We start from the raw sequence: 16,217 nt of genomic DNA, 5'->3' as shown, positions 1-16,217 counted from the left end.
GAAATACCCCCTCATTCATGATAAATGACTTTCACTTTTTCAGGATACACAGATATTACACCAGGAGGAATAGCTAGTTCAGCTTCTACCTCTTTTTTTATTTTTAGTTTTAAAATATCTAAGGGCTGAGTAGTTATATAATAGGTATTAACTAAAACTTCTATGGGAGCTTTTATAACTACATATGAGGGTTTAATTATAAGTTTAAATCTTTTAGGAAAATTTTCTTCAGTTTCATAAATAGGTTTTACAGGAACTTTTTTAACATCTAATCTTTTTATTATCAAAGTTATTGAATCAGGTTTAAGCTCCTTTATTTTTAAATCTGAAGGTAGGTTTAATTTTTCTATAGGTACTCTTATTTGGTGAACTCCTGGGGGATATTTTGATAGGTCTATTTCTAATTTCAAATTGTTAGAAGGAAAATTTCTTAGGATTCTTCTTGTAGCTTCAACTTTTAAAACAACCTCAGAAGGATTTAGTTCTACTAAATAATTGGGGTTAAAATTTTTTCTAATTATAGGAATTTCAAGTTCCTTTTCTATAGGTTTCCCCAAAACAACAAAATACCAAAGGATAATAGCTAAAAAAAAGGAGATGATTTTTAATTTATGTTCCCTTTTGAATTTCATAACCTATTCTTACCCACCAAGGAGCTTTAGATTCAAATCCTAAAAGTTGAGAAAGCATTTTTCTTAAAGTAGCAGGAGTGATATCCCTTATTATTTTACCACTAACTGCTAAGGAAATATAACCTGTTTCTTCTGAAACTACTATGGATATTGCATCTGTAATTTCAGTAATTCCTATGGCTGCTCTATGTCTTGTTCCCAAATCTTTTGCTATATCTGGATTGGTAGAAAGAGGCAAAATAACTCCAGCAGCAAGAATTTTTCCTTTACTAATTACAACTGCTCCATCATGTAAAGGACTTTTGGGATTAAAAATACTGATTAAAAGTTCCTTAGTTACTTTAGAATCAATTATGGTTGCATTCTCTAAAAAATCTTTGAGACTGATTTCTCTTTCTATAACAATAAGTGCACCTATTCTTTTTTCTGCTAAAGTCGTGACAGCTTTTACAATTTCTTCTATTTCGTAAGAAAATTCAGTTTGAATTTTTAAAAAAGTGGGTTTTCCAATTTGAGCAAGAGCTTTTCTTATATCATCCTGAAATACAATAATAATAAGAATAAAAATAGAAGACATAAAGGTGTTCAAAATCCAATTTAAAGTTAAAAGCTGAAAAACATCTGATATAAGATATAATAAAACTATTATAATTAATCCTGCAGCCATCTGTAAAGCTCTACTTCCCTGAATTAAAAGAAGGATTCTGTATATAATAAAAGTTACAATAGCTATATCTAAAATATCTTTAATAGTTAAGGTTTTAGAAACTTCCCATAATTTTTCAAAGTAAAGATTCAAAGTAAGCTCCTTAATTTTCTATTAGAAATTTGAAAGTAGAAAGTGCATCTTTATTAATATCTACCTTATGAACCCTTAAAAATTGTACCCCTTTCAAATAAGCAAAAAGAGAAACCCCCACAGTTCCTCCATCTCTAAGAGAAGGGGGTTTGTTTATGATTTCTCCGATAAAACTTTTTCTTGAATGTCCTATCATAAGAGGGCGATTAAGCTCTTTAAAAGAATCAAGATTTTTAAGAATTTGTAAATTATGGCTGAAAGTTTTCCCAAATCCTATACCAGGATCAATTATTATATTTTCAAAGGGAATTCCCTTTTTTACTAAAAATTCAATTCTTTTTTTTAAAAATTCTTTAATTTCTTTAACTACATCCTTATAAGTAGGATTAATTTGCATAGTTTTTGGATTACCTTGCATATGCATAATTATAATAGGACAACCAAAATCTCTTACTACTTCAATCATTTTTGGATCAAAACGCAAAGCACTTATATCATTAACTATATTTGCTCCAGCTTTTAAAGCTTCTTCAGCTACTTTACTTTTATAAGTATCTATAGAGATAATGGCTTCTGGAAACTCACTTTTAATAGCTTTAATTACAGGTATCACTCTTTTTAATTCCTCTTCCTCGGGAACTGGATCAGAAAAAGGGCGAGTTGATTCACCTCCTACATCAATAATTTCAGCTCCTTCTTCTAAAAGTTCTTTTACTCTTTTTAAGGCAGATTCCATATTTAAGTATTTTCCCCCGTCTGAAAAAGAATCAGGGGTAACATTTAATATCCCTACAAAATAGGGAGAATTTTTCCAGTCTAAAATTTTAGAACCTAAGGCTAAAGGTGGAAACATAAAAGTTTAATGTCCTTCAAGAATTAATTTAAATCTATCTGCATCTATAGTTTCTTCCTCTAACAAAGTTTGAGCAATTTTATGAAGTTTATGTAAATATTGATTTAATATAGTTTTAGCCTTTTCATAACAACTTAATATAATATTTTTTACTTCTTCATCTATTATACGAGCGGTTTCTTCTGAAAAATCTTTAATTTGGAACATTTCTCTACCTAAAAAAATATGTTCTTCACTTCTTCCAAAGGTTACAGGACCTAATTTTTTACTCATTCCCCAATTACATACCATTTTTCTTGCAATTTGGGTAGCCCTTTTTAAATCGTCTTGTGCACCGCTACTTACTTTATTGAAAACTAATTCTTCACTCACTCTTCCCCCAAGAAGAACTGTAATTTTCTTTAGCAAATAATCTTCTGTATAAATGTGTCTATCATCTAAAGGTAATTGCTGAGTAACTCCTAATGCTTGTCCTCTTGGGATTATACTTATTTTATGAACAGGATCAGGATCGGGAAGATAATAAGCCACTAAAGCATGCCCTGCTTCGTGGTAGGCTATAATTTTCCTTTCTTCTTCATTCAAAACAATCCCTTTTCTTTCTTTTCCAATAAGAATTTTATCTTTTGCTTCTTCTAAATCTTCAATTTCTATTTTCTCTTTACCCTTTTTAGCAGCAATTAAAGCAGCTTCATTAAGCATATTTTCTAAATCAGCTCCAGTAAAACCAGGTGTACCTTTTGCTATAGCTTTAAAATCAATAGATTCATCTACTTTGAACTTTTTAGCATAAAGTCTTAAAATGGCTTCTCTTCCATTAACATCTGGAGGAGGTACATATACTTGTCTATCAAATCTTCCAGGTCTTAAAAGTGCTGGATCTAAAATATCTGGCCTATTTGTAGCAGCTAAGACAACAATACCTTCCCCTGTGTCAAAACCATCCATCTCAACCAGCAATTGATTTAAAGTTTGTTCTCTTTCATCGTGTCCTCCACCAAGGCCAGCTCCTCTTTGTCTTCCTACTGCATCGATTTCATCAATAAAAATAATACAAGGAGCATGTGCCTTTGCTTGAGAAAAAAGATCTCTTACCCTTGCAGCACCTACTCCTACAAACATCTCAACGAAATCAGAACCACTTATACTGAAAAAGGGCACCCCTGCTTCTCCAGCAATAGCTTTAGCAAGAAGAGTTTTTCCTGTACCAGGAGGTCCTACCAGTAAAATTCCTTTCGGTATACGAGCCCCCAACTTAGTAAATTTTTGAGGATTTTTGAGAAATTCAACTATATCTTGAAGTTCTTCTTTAACTTCTTCTATCCCTGCTACATCATTGAAAGTAACTTTTGTATTTCCTTCCTTAATTAATTTAGCTCTACTTTTTATGAAAGAAAAAGGTTTATTTGAAGGTTGTAATTGTTTTAAAAAAACAATCCAAAGTACAATTAATATTAAAAAGGGAAGCCAAGAAATAAGAAATGAAGTAAGCCAGCTATTTTGATTTTCAGGTTTGGCAACAATTTTTATGTTTTTTTGCTTTAAAAGAGGTATTAATTCAGTATCATCAGGGGCATAAGTTATTATTTGGTCACCTGAAGAGAGTTTTCCTATAATTTTTTTACCTTCTATAGTTACTTCTTTAATTTGGTTATTATTTACTTTTTCTAAAAATTCAGAGTAACTTACATTATTGGTATTAAGGGTAGAATAAAACCCTTTTTCTGAAAAAAAGAAGTTATAAAAAACTAAAACTAAAATACTTATAACTATCCAAATAGCAAGAGTTTTCCCGAAATTTTTCATTAAACCTCCTTCAAATAAATCTTTAAAATAAATTTATTACAAGTTTTTGTAAAATCAACAAAAGAAAAATTTATTTATTTAATTTGTAAAATTATAAGCTCTTTTGTTTTGTCAGTTATTTCGTATTCAGGATGAATATATAGGTTCCACACCCCTACAATTTCTTTTTCTCTTTCTATAAGTAATATATCTTCTCTTAAATAATGGGGAATTTTTTTTTCTAAGAAAAATTTTTTTAGTTTTTTATGCCCGAGAGAAGGAATGTATATTTTATCTCCTGGTTTTTTTCTCCTTACAATAAAAGGAAAAGTAAGTCTTTCAGCAGGAAAAGACATGCTATTTTCTGGTTTTATAAAATCTTTGGTAAAGGGGGCTCTAAAAACCTTAAGTATTCTGTTATTAGGTAAAAGATATTCACCTTCTTTTGAGACGACAATTTCAAAATAGGGAAAAGAAAAAAGTTTTTTAGTAAAAATTATATAACCAGGTCCTCTATAAGCTAAAAAATTTCCTGGCAAATATATGGGTCCTTTAGTTTTTTTAGTTATTAAATTTTCTAAATTTTCAAGATGGGGATAAGTTATTCTAAATAAAGGGATTTTTGCCTCTTTAAAAGCAAGAAAATATATTCTTTTTCTTAAAACAGGATGAATTTGTTTTAATTCATGAAGTTTTAAAGCTACTTCCCCTTCCAAGTAAAATTTTATTTCTTCAAATTTGCTTTTAGCAAGTTCTTCAATAAGTTCTTCTTCCTCAGCTATTAGAAAGGCGGTTTTCCTTATATTTTCTTTGATTTTTTTATTAAAATTATTTTCTAAAAAAGGAATTAAAATGTGTCTTATTTTATTTCTCAAAAATCTCAAATCTTTATTTGTTTCATCTTCCCTCCAGGTTAGACCTCTTTCTAAAGCAAATTTCTTAATTTCTTCTTTGGTTACAAATAAAAGGGGTCTTACAATTAAATCTTCTCTCTTAACTGGGATACCGGCAAGTCCTCTTTTTCCGGTACCTTTAATAAGTTTCATAAAAATTTCTTCTGCAAGGTCATCTAAATGATGGGCAAGGGCTATTTTTTGAAAGTCATATTTTTTAGCTAAATAATACCAAAGATTATATCTTAATTCTCTTCCTGCCATTTCTAAGCTTAAGCCTTCTCTTTTAGCATAAGCTGGAACTGAAGAAGCAGTATAAAAAAAGGGAATTTTCCTTTCCTTACAAAGTTGGTAGACAAAAAGCGCATCTTTATAAGAATCTCTACGAATCTTATGATCATAATGGGATACGAAAAGACTTAGATTATATTCTTTTTTTAAAAGATATAAGGTTTCTAAAAGTACAACTGAATCAAGACCTCCTGAAACCCCAAGAAGAACCCTATCACCTTTTTGGAATAATTGAAACTTCTCAATAAATCTTTTAATTGTTTGGATAAACATTTTTAAGCAAGAAAACTTAGAATTTCTTTTGCATTTTCTGGATTTTTTTCAAAAGAAATTTTTGCAAGTTGAGAAAGCTTAGAAGAAACCTGAGAAGGGGTAGGAAGAGGAGAATAATTTAAAAAATATAAATTTAATGGTTCAGGGATCGGTATCCTAAGTTTTTCTATAAGATCTTCAACAATCTTTTCTTTATTTTCAATGCCTCCTATTTCTGCTTCTGAAATTTCAAGTCTTTCAAAAAAACCTAAAATATAGGAAAGATCAAAGGATTTGTGAAATTTTTCGGTTTCATCTTTTAAAATATTATAAGTTTTTTCAACTTTTTGATATTCCTTTAGAAAATTATTCAGAATCTTATAAAGGCGTTTATATATATTATAAAAAAGTTTTACAAATTTTCCTTTAGAAGTAAATCCAAAAGGAGAAAATATATTACTAAAAAGTTTTTTCTTTAACTCTTTTTCAGGTATTTTATAAGTATTTTCGTATAATTCTAAACTTTTTTCGCAACTCAATTTAAGAGGAAAAGAGGTTAGGGTTTCAAACTCTTTTATTAAGTTTTCATCTTTATCAAGTATAAAATATATTCTCCAAGCATTATTGAAAATTCTTTTTTGGATTTTTTTAAGATTTTCTAAAAGGCTTTCATATGTCTTCCATTCCTCTTCTAAATATAATTTTTCTGAAAAATAATTCTCTACAATTTCTCTTTTTATCTCTGAAGATAAATTTTCAAAAAAATTTTCCCAATTATTTTCCATGAGGCTTAATCTTTAAAGCTCGGTTTATCAGCTTCTAAATAAAATGTAAGAGGACCTGATTTATCCTCATTTAAAGTATAAGTAATGTCTGTAATACCAAGGGTAACACCAGCATAAACTTTATCAAGAATCTTAATAGTTCTTGATTTATATTCAGCAATTAATTTTTTTAGATTGCTTATTTCGTCTTTTAATTTTTCTAAAGCATTATAACATTTTTCAGCTTCTTCCTCTAATTTTAATAAAATTTTTTCTTTTTGTTCGCTTAATTTTCCATATTTTTTTAATTTTTTACCTAATTTAATACCTTGTTCAAGCCTTTCTAAAACTTCTTTTATTTTCATCTCTTCTTTTAAAGCTTTTTTATAAGGCTCTATAATTTCAGGATTATATCCTGCAAATATCTTAGTAGGGGTATGGGATTCGTTACCTAAAATTTTAGCTTCAATATTTCCGCTACATTTTATTTCTCCTCCATAAATAATTCCCTTTCCTGAAGTAGCGATAATGTTTCCGTAAACAGTACATTTTGAGAATATGAGATAATTAGTAATAGTAAGATTGCCTTCTATTTCTATTATTGCAAATTCAACAGCCTTTATTTGAGCACTACCTTTTACTTTTACTTGGGTCTCTTCTCCTCTTATAATTCCTTGACAAGTAAAAGAGCCTTTAACATCTATGTAAACTTTATTTTCTGTACTGCCTTGTAATTCAAGTTCTCCTTCACATATTACTTTGAATCCAAATTTTATATCTCCTTGTATAGTAAGTTTCTTACCTGAAAAGTATATATTTCCTGTTGAAAAATTTACATCTCCTTTGAGGGTGTATTCGGGATATATTTCAATTACACCTTTTTCAATTACAACTACTCCGCTTTCCTTTGCCTTAATCAGGTTATCCTTTTCATCTATATATAAATTTTTTCCTAATGTAAAAGGAGGTTTTTCAGAAAGTGGAGGAGGTTCAATGGGGTCTCCCCATATATTAACTCCAGGTGTTCCTGGTATTGAGGGATACCATCTTCCTATAGCTTCTTCGCTTTTAACACATATTATCTTTTGACAAAGATCTCTTAAATCTTCTGCCCCCTCTTCAGAAATTTCTTTGCATCTTTCTTCTAATTCTTTATCTTCTTTTAAAAGTGGTAAAAATTTTTCAAAAAGTTCTATTCGCTCTGGAATAGGATTTTTTGGAGCTATTCCTTTTGCAACAATTAACATATTATCAACAAAATCAGGATCCTCTAAAACTCCTATAATTTTATTTTCTTTCAATTGAGCACTTATTTTTTCCCATTTTTCTCTTAAAGAATTTATTATTACAGGATTTTTAGGATCTACTTCTAAATAAAGAAACATATCATCAGGAGAAACTTTAATTAAAAATTCATCAATAAATATTCCTTCTTGTTTAGCTTGTACTCTATCTATCATTTTTTAATTTTTCTCCAGGTCTTTTCCTCACCTTTTAAGAGCCTTTTAATATTGTCTTTATGTTTTATCCATATTAAAATAGCTAAAAAAAAGCTACATATAATATATTCGGAAGGATAATTCATAAGAAAAATATTTAAAGGAAGTAAAGCTGTAGCTAAAAGAGAGCCTACAGAAACATAATTAGATATAAAAACAGCTATAAAAAAAATTATTAAAGAAATAAGCATTGCCTTTGGAGCAAGCACTAAAAATACCCCAATAGTAGTTGCTACACCTTTTCCTCCTTTAAATTTAAGAAAAATGGAGAAGAGATGTCCTAATACTGCAAAAAAAGCTGTTCCTGCTAAAACTAATTCTTTAGGATAGGGGATTTTTTCTAAAAATAGGTAAGCAATAAAGAGAGCAAAAACTCCCTTTAAAGAATCACCTAAAAAAGTGATAATCCCCCATTTTTTTCCTAAAAGTCTTGCTACATTAGTAGCGCCTGGATTTTTACTTCCTTCTTTTCTTGGATCCACTCCTTGAGGTAGAGAAACAATAAGGGCAAAGGGAATAGAACCTAAAAGATAGCTTAAAAAAAATAAGAAAATTAAATTAGACACATAAAATATTTTAATAAAAAATGAGAAAAAAACAAGAAAAATTTAAAAAAACTAAAGTGGATATACACTAACTACTTTTTTTCCGTTTCTGGTTTCAAATTTAACTATACCCTCAATTTTTGAAAAAATAGTATAATCTTTACCTAACCCTACATTAAACCCTGGATGAAATTTTGTTCCCCTCTGTCTTATAATAATTTCTCCAGGTTTAACATATTGTCCACCAAATCTTTTAACTCCTAAACGCTTAGAAATAGAATCTCTTCCATTTCTTGAAGCACCGCCTGATTTTTTATGAGCCATTTATTTTTTCCTCCTTTTACACTATAATTTCCTTAATCTCTATAGTAGTATAAAGCTGTCTATGTCCTTTTTTTCTTTTATAACCTTTTTTAGGTTTTTTCTTAAAAACAATAACCTTAGGAGCTTTACCCTGTTCAACAATAGAAGCTCTAACTTTTGCATTTTCAACTAAAGGAGTTCCAATTTTAATTTCTTTATCAGTTTTTACTAATAAAACTTCGTTAATTTCCACAATATCTCCTACTTCACCTTCAATTTTTTCAACTTTTAAAAGATCTCCAGGTTTTATAATATATTGTTTTCCTCCTGTTTTTATTACTGCAAGCACTAAAATACCCCCCCTTTTAATTTATTCTTAAAATTAGCTTAAATTTAGATTTTGTCAAGAGAATCAATGCTTTTTAGTGTTGAAAAAATTTTAAAATAACCTTAAATTTTTTATGAAAAAATTGGATTTTAAAAGAATAGTATTAATGGGTTTAAAAAGAAAAAAATGTTTATTTTTCCTAATTTTGAAATATTTTTAAAAAATAAAGATTATAATAAAGAATTTTTTATTTCAGGAGTTAATTCATCTTTTTTAGCTTATTTTTTATCTTTTCAATTAAAAGTTTTAGAAAATACATTTATTTTAGCTATTTTTCCTGAAGAAAATCAAGCAGAGGAATTTGTTTCGGCTTTAAACGTTTTTTCTAAAGAGAAAGTAGCTCTTTATCCAACCCCAAGTCTTCCTCCTTTTTCAGAGGCTTATACATTTGCTGAAGAAGAATTGCAAAGAATAAAAATTCTATGGGAACTTCCCGAGATAAAAATTTTAGCAGGGACTGTTGAAGCTTTTTTAAGAAAAACCATATCCAGAGAAAATCTCAAAAAAGCTTATTATTATCTAATCCTTGGTGAAAAAATTGATAGAGAGAGTTTTCTAAAAAAACTTTTAGATTTAGGGTATGAAAGAACAGGAGTGGTAAGAGAAAAAGGAACCTTTGCAGTGAAAGGAGGTATTATAGATTTATGGTCTCCCAACTATGAATCTCCTACAAGAATTGAATTTTTTGGAAATACTATTACAGGATTAAGGTTTTTTGATCCTTTAAGTCAAAAAAGTTTTGCTCCCCTTGAAGAACTTATTATATTACCTTGCAAGGAAATAATTTTTACTGAAAATGTAGAGCCAATCTATAAAAGACTTTTTCAATTTAAAGATAAACTTCCAGAATCTCTTTTTACGCAAATTCTAAGTCAAATAGAAAATAGATATATCTTTGAAAATAGGGATCTTTTACTACCTATTTTTTACGAAAAATTAAATCCCCTGTGGGAAAATTTAAAAGAAAAAGAAATCTTACTGATTCTATATGAGCCGGATTTGATAGAAAAGAACGCAGAAAAATTTTGGGATAGAATTTATTTAAATGCTTCAAAAGCAAAAGAAAAGAAAAAACTTTATTTTGATGAAACATTTTTATATCTTTCCTTAGATGAATTTTATGATTTTATTCAAGATTTAAAAAAAATAGTTGTAAAAGAGATACCTTTCGAGCTTTCTGAACCCTCACAAAAGGGGCTTACTTTTCTTCTTTCTCAAAAAACCTTAGATGAGGATAAAAGCCTTAATAAGATTGATAATGCTTTTAGATTACTCAAAAAATCTTTAGAAGAGGGGGAAAAGGTTATTTTTGTTGCTTCAGATGAGAGAACAGAAAAAATAGTGATAGAAGGACTTAAATTTAGAGGATTAGAAGATTTTAAAAATTTGGAAATTAGAAAAGGGATTTTAAAAAGAGGATTTTATTTGCCTGAATGGTTCATATGGGTTACTTCAGAATATGAACTTTTTGGAAAAATTTCTCTTAAAAAAGAAATTTCTCAAGTAGCTCTTAAAAGAGCAAAAAATTATTTTAGAAAATTTGAAGATTTAAAAATAGGAGATTTTGTTGTTCATAAATACCATGGAATAGGAAAATATTTAGGATTAACTTTTTTAAAAGTAGACGGTATAGAGGGAGAATTTTTACAGATTGAATATGAGGGTGGAGATAAACTTTATTTACCTGTTTCTCGTTTAAATGAGCTTTATCCTTATGTAGGAGTTAGTGATAAAGAGCCTAAACTTGATAAATTAGGAAAGAAAACTTTTATTATTCGTAAGAAAAAAATAGAACAAGAATTAAGAGAGGTTGTTCAGGAACTATTAGCACTTTATGCAGAAAGAAAAGCATTAAAAAGTTATAGTTTAAAATTTCCAGCACTTGCTTATGAAGAATTTAGTTCTACTTTTCCTTTTGAAGAAACTCCAGATCAACAAATAGCTATAGAAGAAATAATAAATGATCTTTGTAGTGAAAAACCTATGGAAAGACTTTTAGTTGGAGATGTGGGATTTGGGAAAACAGAAGTAGCCTTAAGAGCAGCTTTTTTAGTTGCCTATTCAGGGAAACAAGTTGCCTTTTTAGTTCCTACAACCATTTTAGCAGAACAACACTATAGAAATTTTAAAATGCGTTTAGAGCCATTTAATATAAAAGTAGGAATTCTTTCAAGACTAAGACCTCAAAAGGAACAAAGAGAAACCTTAAAAAAATTGGCAGAAGGAGAAATTAAAGTAGTTATAGGAACTCATAGGCTTCTTTCTTCAGATATTATTTTTAAGGATTTAGGTCTTCTTATTATAGATGAAGAGCATAGATTTGGGGTAAAACAAAAAGAAAAAATTAAACAATATAAAAAAAGTATAAAAGTTCTATCTTTATCTGCTACTCCAATTCCGAGAAGTCTTCAACTTAGTCTGTTAAATATATTTGACCTTTCTGTAATTGAAACTCCACCTCCTGGAAGGAAAACTATAAAAACAATTTTAGCTAAATTTGAACCAGAAATTATTAAAAGTGCTATAGAAAGAGAATTAGAAAGAGGGGGACAGGTATTTTTTGTAAATCCAAGAATACATGGTTTAAGCTCCTTAGCCCATTATCTAAAAAAACTTGTTCCTCAGGCAAGAATAGAAATTATTCATGGGCAGATGCCAGCTGAACTTATAGAAAGAAATATGTATAAATTTTTAAATAAAGAAGTTGATGTTCTTCTCTGTACACCTATAATTGGAAGCGGTATAGATATTCCCTCTGCTAATACAATTATAATAAATAGAGCTGATATGTTTGGGCTTGCTGATATTTACCAATTAAGGGGAAGGGTGGGGAGGTCAGAAGAACTTGCCTATGCCTACCTTTTAGTTCCTACCCTGAAAGGATTAACAGAGGAGGCTCAAAAAAGACTTAAAGCCTTGATGCAATTTACAGAAATTGGTTCAGGTTTTAGACTTGCTCTAAGTGATTTAAAAATCCGTGGAGCAGGAGAACTTTTAGGAATTCGTCAATCAGGACATATTAATACTGTAGGATATGAACTCTATCTTGAACTTCTTGAAAATACTGTAAGAGCTTTAAAAGGAGAAAAAATAGAAGATTGGGAGCCAGAAGTAAATATAAAAGTTCCTGCGTATATTCCAGCAAATTATGTTCCTGAGCCAGAAGAAAGATTAAGCCTTTATAGAGAACTTGTTCTTATAAAAGATGAAGAAGAATTAAAAGAATTTTACGAATTAATAGAAGATAAATATGGGAAAATGCCTGATTCTGTAGAAAATCTAATTAAAATCTATCTTTTAAAACTTTATATGAAAAAAATAGGACTTCCACTTATAGAAGTAAAAGGTAATAATTTGGTTTTTCTTATTAAGAATCAAGAAAATCTCCTTAAATTTAGAAAGATTTTTAAAGACCTGAGAAGCAATTTCTATTTTAAAAATGAGAAAAATTTTGCCAAAATTTTTATAAGATTTAGTGAAAATCCTTTAGATTTAGCTATTAATTTGTGTAAAAGATTACTTAATTAAAGGCTTTAATATCTCTTCTATATTTTTCCACACCTCAGGTTTAAAAGGTATCAAAAATGCCATATGTAAAAAGGTATTTGTTCCCTCAAAGCGAGTATTTCTTAAATGACAAAGTAATCCTGATTTTATACTCTTATCTTCTACAATAATTTCAAATTTAGTATAAACTAAATGGATATTCTCTGGAATTTGAACTATAAAGGGTGCTTTTATACATAATCCACCACTACTTATATCTACAATTTCTCCTTGTATTTGATGGGTATTTATAGCTTTTTTAAATTCTTCATCAATTTGATTTTTTTCATTAAAGATAAGATCATAAAATTGTAATTCCTTTAATTGAGGAGCATTTTCAAGAGAAAAATTTGAATTTCTTACTAAGTAATATTCATTCTCTATAAAATTGATAAATAAATTGGGCTTAAGGTAAGTGATAAAAGCTGGAACAATAGTTTTTAAAATTAGTCTTTTATCATGTCTTGGATTTAGAATTTCCAGTTTATAACCATCTGGAAGAATCTCTTTTACTAATGTTTGAAAAACAAATCTTACATTACTCTGAGGAATAATAATGATTACTAAATCACCTTCTGAAAGTTCAGGGATTCCCGGTCCTTTTTCAAGAAAAATTTCTTTTTCATTAATAGCTTTTAAAGTCCCTTTTAAAAGATTTTGATTATAAAAAATAAGAGCACCTTTTAAGGCTTTGTTTATTAAATCAGCTTTTAAATAATCAGGAAGATAATCAAGGGATCCTAACTGAATATTTCTTATTAAGATTGAAGTTTTTATTTTGTTGGAAAGACTTATTTTTTCCATAAATTCCCTCTAAAAAAATTTTTTACATAATCAGTTTTTCCAAATTGGTATACTTAAGATTTAAAAGGGTATTTCCTTTTTCTTCAAAAAATACTCTAATTTTTTCTGAACTCAAAATTTCTCTTACTTCTCCAATTCCAAAGTGAGGATGTTTAACTATATCTCCCACTTTAAATTTCTTGCCATTATCTAATTCTTTTTCTTTAAATTCCTCTTCTTTATAAAATTCTAAAAGTGAAGGAGGGACTTCTTTTATAAAACGGGATAATTTAGCTAAGGTTTTGCCCTCTCCCGGAATATAAATTGTCATAGGAGCAATAAGGAAAAGGTTCTCTCTTGCCCTGGTTACTGCCACATAAAAGAGCCTTCTTTCTTCTTCAAGCTCCTCATCATTGTGGATACTATAAGCAGAGGGAAATCTTCCTTCAATAAGAGATATAATAAATACAGTATGCCACTCTAAACCTTTTGCAGAATGTACAGTTGAGAGAGTAAGACAATCTTCATCTTTAGCTGGTTTTTCTATATCTGTAACTTCAATAGGTTCAAGTATCAAATCTGTAAGAAAATCTTCCAAGAGGTTATATTTTTCTGAAAGGGCTATAACTCCTTCTATATCCTTTTCTCTTTTATGATAGTCTTCATAATATATCCTTTCAAAAATAGGTTTATAAAAATCCCAAACACTAATCAAAATTTCTGAAAGAGATTTTTTATTTTTCCACAACTCCTTTAAAAGAATTACCAATTCTTTAAATTCTTTTTGGGGAAACTGAAAAATCAATTTTTCTAAGGTATAATCAATATTTAAAAGATTCTGTTTTAAAGAACTGATAATTTTTTCTGTACTTTTTGGTCCTATCCCCTCTAATAGTAAAAGGACTCTATGCCAAGAAATAAAATCTTGAGGATTACTTATAATTCTTAAAAGGGAGAGAAAATCTTTCATATGAGCAGATTCTAAAAGCTTTAATCCTCCATATTTTACAAAAGGTATTCCTCTTTTAGTAAGTTCAACTTCTAAGTCAAAAGAATGATAAGCTGATCTGAAAAGTACTGCCATCTGAGAGAGTTTAATTCCATTTTCTCTAAATTCTAATACTTTATCTGCTACAAATTTGCTTGATTCTGTTTCATCCTTAGCTTTAAATAAAACTGGTTTTCTACCTCCTTTTTTTAGAGTAAAAAGAGTTTTTGTATACTTTATTTTTGAATTAGAAATAATTACATTAGCAAGGTCTAAAATACTTTGAGTACTTCTATAGTTTTGTTCAAGTTTAATTATTTTTGTATCAGGAAAAAGTTTAGGAAATTCAAAGATATTTCTGAAATATGCACCTCTAAAACCATATATACTTTGGGAATCATCTCCAACTACCATTACATTTTTGTGAGTTTCTCCCATGTATTTTATAATTTCTCCTTGAAGAAAATTTGTATCTTGATATTCATCAACCATAATAAACTCAAATTTTTTACCAATCTCCTTTCTTACCTCAGGAAAGTTTTTTAATACCTCAAGCCAATTTAATAAAAGATCATCGTAATCCATTAATTGGTGTTCCTTTTTGTAATTTACATATTCTATAAATAGCCTTTCTATTTCATAGTAATGGTCTAAGAATTGAGGATATTCATGGGAGAGGATTTCTTCAAGGGTTTTTTGTTGATTTATCATTTTACTATAAATACTTGCTAAAGTATCCTTCTTAGGGAATCTCTTTTTTCTCTCAGCAAGTCCAAGACTGTTCCTTAATAAATTTATCAAATCTTCGGAATCACTTCTATCAAGAATAGTAAAGTTAGGTTTGTATCCTAAGAGATATCCGTAAAATCTAAGCATATACTGACATAAAGAATGAAATGTCCCTCCCATAATTTTATTACAATCCATTTTAAGAAGCGCTCCTGCTCTTTCAATCATTTCTTTTCCAGCTTTACGAGTAAAAGTAAGAAGAAGAATCTTTTCAGGAGGGACTCCATGCGCTACTAAATAAGCCATTCTACAAATAATAGTTTTTGTTTTCCCAGACCCAGCACCTGCAATAACTAAAAGGGGACCAAATATAGTTCTTACAGCCTCAGCTTGAGCTGGGTTAAGTTCTTTTAAGAATTCTAAATTTTTCATAATTTTAAATTATAAACTTTTTAGCAAGAATCTACAAGGGGGCTTAAGAAATCTAATTTTAAATGCCCCTTGAATTAAATAAAGATAGATGTTAATTTTAGATTTAAAAACTAAAGGGGGTTTAAGGGATTAATGGCTGAAGAGATAAAAAGTACTTTAGAAATAGCACTTGAAAAAGCGGAAAAGATTGGTAAAGCCTCAAAAGAAGAATTGGAGCTTTTCCAATTAAAAGAAGAAGCTCAAAGACTTTCTGCAAAGTTTTTAAGAAATGAAATTTCCGATTTTGAAAATTCCTTAAGTAATCTTTTAAAAGATAAAACCCCTCAACAAAAGAAAGTTATTTATCAAGGTGTAGTAGATGTTTTTTTAAAAAATATAGTTCTTCCTAAATATGAATATCAGCTTGATGATGCTAAAAGGGCTCTTGAAGGGCTAAAAAAAATCTTTAAAAAAGTTCCAGAAATGTCAAAGGTTTGCCAACAATTAGAAGCTCTTCTTAAGGAATATGTTATGCATAAAGAAGCTATTTATAATGAACTTTTAAAAAGATTTAATGCTGGAGTTGCTGCTTTAGAAAAAGCCCTTTCTGATCAACTGGGAGCTGAGGTTAAAGTTAATGTAGAAGAGCATCCTCAATTCAAAGAAGAATGGAACAAGATAAAGGAAAAACTTGATGAAGAATATGGGAAACAGCTTGAATATTTTAAAAATCTTTTTAGAAAAATAGTTTCTTAA

Annotated in this window: 14 protein-coding genes; 2 read left to right on the top strand and 12 right to left on the bottom strand. The window is 28.9% G+C overall.

The genetic code is table 11. The annotated features are described in order from the left end of the window. Nucleotides 1-11 precede the first annotated feature (11 nt). From TOPB45_RS07055 to rplU, 10 genes are all read right to left on the bottom strand, one after another. Entirely contained in the window at nt 12-632 is a 621-nt protein-coding gene (locus tag TOPB45_RS07055) for a CdaR family protein (RefSeq protein ID WP_013910146.1), read from the bottom strand. Further along, nucleotides 610-1,431 (bottom strand): diadenylate cyclase CdaA, encoded by an 822-nt coding sequence (gene cdaA, locus TOPB45_RS07050; protein ID WP_013910145.1) that lies wholly within the window; start codon nt 1,429-1,431, stop codon nt 610-612. The genes TOPB45_RS07055 and cdaA overlap by 23 nt, the downstream gene beginning before the upstream one ends. A 10-nt stretch (nt 1,432-1,441) precedes the next feature. Further along, nucleotides 1,442-2,284 (bottom strand): dihydropteroate synthase, encoded by an 843-nt coding sequence (folP, locus tag TOPB45_RS07045; RefSeq protein ID WP_013910144.1) that lies wholly within the window; start codon nt 2,282-2,284, stop codon nt 1,442-1,444. 6 nt (nt 2,285-2,290) lie between these two features. Next, nucleotides 2,291-4,090, bottom strand: coding sequence for an ATP-dependent zinc metalloprotease FtsH (gene ftsH / locus TOPB45_RS07040; protein ID WP_013910143.1), 1,800 nt, complete (start codon nt 4,088-4,090; stop codon nt 2,291-2,293). A gap of 74 nt (nt 4,091-4,164) precedes the next feature. Then, nucleotides 4,165-5,526 carry a tRNA lysidine(34) synthetase TilS gene (gene tilS / locus TOPB45_RS07035; protein WP_013910142.1) on the bottom strand — a complete coding sequence of 454 codons (1,362 nt, stop codon included), beginning with the start codon at nt 5,524-5,526 and terminating at the stop codon, nt 4,165-4,167. 2 nt (nt 5,527-5,528) lie between these two features. Continuing rightward, nucleotides 5,529-6,290, bottom strand: a complete 762-nt coding sequence (locus tag TOPB45_RS07030) for a hypothetical protein (protein ID WP_013910141.1) — start codon at nt 6,288-6,290, stop codon at nt 5,529-5,531. Nucleotides 6,291-6,295: 5 nt separating this feature from the next. Continuing rightward, entirely contained in the window at nt 6,296-7,729 is a 1,434-nt protein-coding gene (locus tag TOPB45_RS07025; protein WP_013910140.1) for a DUF342 domain-containing protein, read from the bottom strand. After that, nucleotides 7,726-8,334, bottom strand: coding sequence for a glycerol-3-phosphate 1-O-acyltransferase PlsY (plsY, locus tag TOPB45_RS07020; protein ID WP_013910139.1), 609 nt, complete (start codon nt 8,332-8,334; stop codon nt 7,726-7,728). Before plsY ends, TOPB45_RS07025 begins: the two co-directional genes overlap by 4 nt. Before the next feature lie 51 nt (nt 8,335-8,385). Next, the gene (gene rpmA, locus TOPB45_RS07015; RefSeq protein ID WP_013910138.1) at nt 8,386-8,637 is read right to left on the bottom strand and encodes a 50S ribosomal protein L27; all 252 of its coding nucleotides are present in this window, start codon (nt 8,635-8,637) and stop codon (nt 8,386-8,388) included. 16 nt (nt 8,638-8,653) lie between these two features. After that, complete coding sequence (gene rplU, locus TOPB45_RS07010) at nt 8,654-8,965, bottom strand: 50S ribosomal protein L21 (protein ID WP_013910137.1); 312 nt, start codon at nt 8,963-8,965, stop codon at nt 8,654-8,656. 165 nt (nt 8,966-9,130) lie between these two features. On the opposite strand from rplU, the gene mfd reads away from it, so the two are divergent. Then, complete coding sequence (gene mfd / locus TOPB45_RS07005) at nt 9,131-12,532, top strand: transcription-repair coupling factor (RefSeq protein WP_013910136.1); 3,402 nt, start codon at nt 9,131-9,133, stop codon at nt 12,530-12,532. Here the strand turns inward: mfd and TOPB45_RS07000 are convergent. Both TOPB45_RS07000 and TOPB45_RS06995 read right to left on the bottom strand, forming a co-directional pair. Continuing rightward, entirely contained in the window at nt 12,521-13,354 is an 834-nt protein-coding gene (locus TOPB45_RS07000; protein ID WP_013910135.1) for a PilZ domain-containing protein, read from the bottom strand. The two genes, mfd and TOPB45_RS07000, sit on opposite strands and share 12 nt — an antisense overlap. Nucleotides 13,355-13,376: 22 nt before the next feature. After that, complete coding sequence (locus TOPB45_RS06995) at nt 13,377-15,482, bottom strand: ATP-dependent helicase (protein WP_013910134.1); 2,106 nt, start codon at nt 15,480-15,482, stop codon at nt 13,377-13,379. Between the two features lie 132 nt (nt 15,483-15,614). Here TOPB45_RS06995 and TOPB45_RS06990 point away from each other — a divergent pair, with 132 nt between their 5' ends. Then, nucleotides 15,615-16,217, top strand: coding sequence for a hypothetical protein (locus tag TOPB45_RS06990; protein WP_013910133.1), 603 nt, complete (start codon nt 15,615-15,617; stop codon nt 16,215-16,217).

It is taken from the genome of Thermodesulfobacterium geofontis OPF15 (assembly GCF_000215975.1).
GTDB lineage: Bacteria > Desulfobacterota > Thermodesulfobacteria > Thermodesulfobacteriales > Thermodesulfobacteriaceae > Thermodesulfobacterium > Thermodesulfobacterium geofontis.
This window is presented reverse-complemented; position numbering and strand designations above follow the sequence as displayed.

Coding starts and splice junctions, on each gene's coding strand:
- TOPB45_RS07055 (WP_013910146.1), bottom strand. CDS start 632: ATGAAATTCAAAAGGGAACATAAATTAAAAATCATCTCCTTTTTTTTA.
- folP (WP_013910144.1), bottom strand. CDS start 2,284: ATGTTTCCACCTTTAGCCTTAGGTTCTAAAATTTTAGACTGGAAAAAT.
- ftsH (WP_013910143.1), bottom strand. CDS start 4,090: ATGAAAAATTTCGGGAAAACTCTTGCTATTTGGATAGTTATAAGTATT.
- tilS (WP_013910142.1), bottom strand. CDS start 5,526: ATGTTTATCCAAACAATTAAAAGATTTATTGAGAAGTTTCAATTATTC.
- TOPB45_RS07030 (WP_013910141.1), bottom strand. CDS start 6,290: ATGGAAAATAATTGGGAAAATTTTTTTGAAAATTTATCTTCAGAGATA.
- TOPB45_RS07025 (WP_013910140.1), bottom strand. CDS start 7,729: ATGATAGATAGAGTACAAGCTAAACAAGAAGGAATATTTATTGATGAA.
- rpmA (WP_013910138.1), bottom strand. CDS start 8,637: ATGGCTCATAAAAAATCAGGCGGTGCTTCAAGAAATGGAAGAGATTCT.
- mfd (WP_013910136.1), top strand. CDS start 9,131: ATGTTTATTTTTCCTAATTTTGAAATATTTTTAAAAAATAAAGATTAT.
- TOPB45_RS07000 (WP_013910135.1), bottom strand. CDS start 13,354: ATGGAAAAAATAAGTCTTTCCAACAAAATAAAAACTTCAATCTTAATA.
- TOPB45_RS06995 (WP_013910134.1), bottom strand. CDS start 15,482: ATGAAAAATTTAGAATTCTTAAAAGAACTTAACCCAGCTCAAGCTGAG.
- TOPB45_RS06990 (WP_013910133.1), top strand. CDS start 15,615: ATGGCTGAAGAGATAAAAAGTACTTTAGAAATAGCACTTGAAAAAGCG.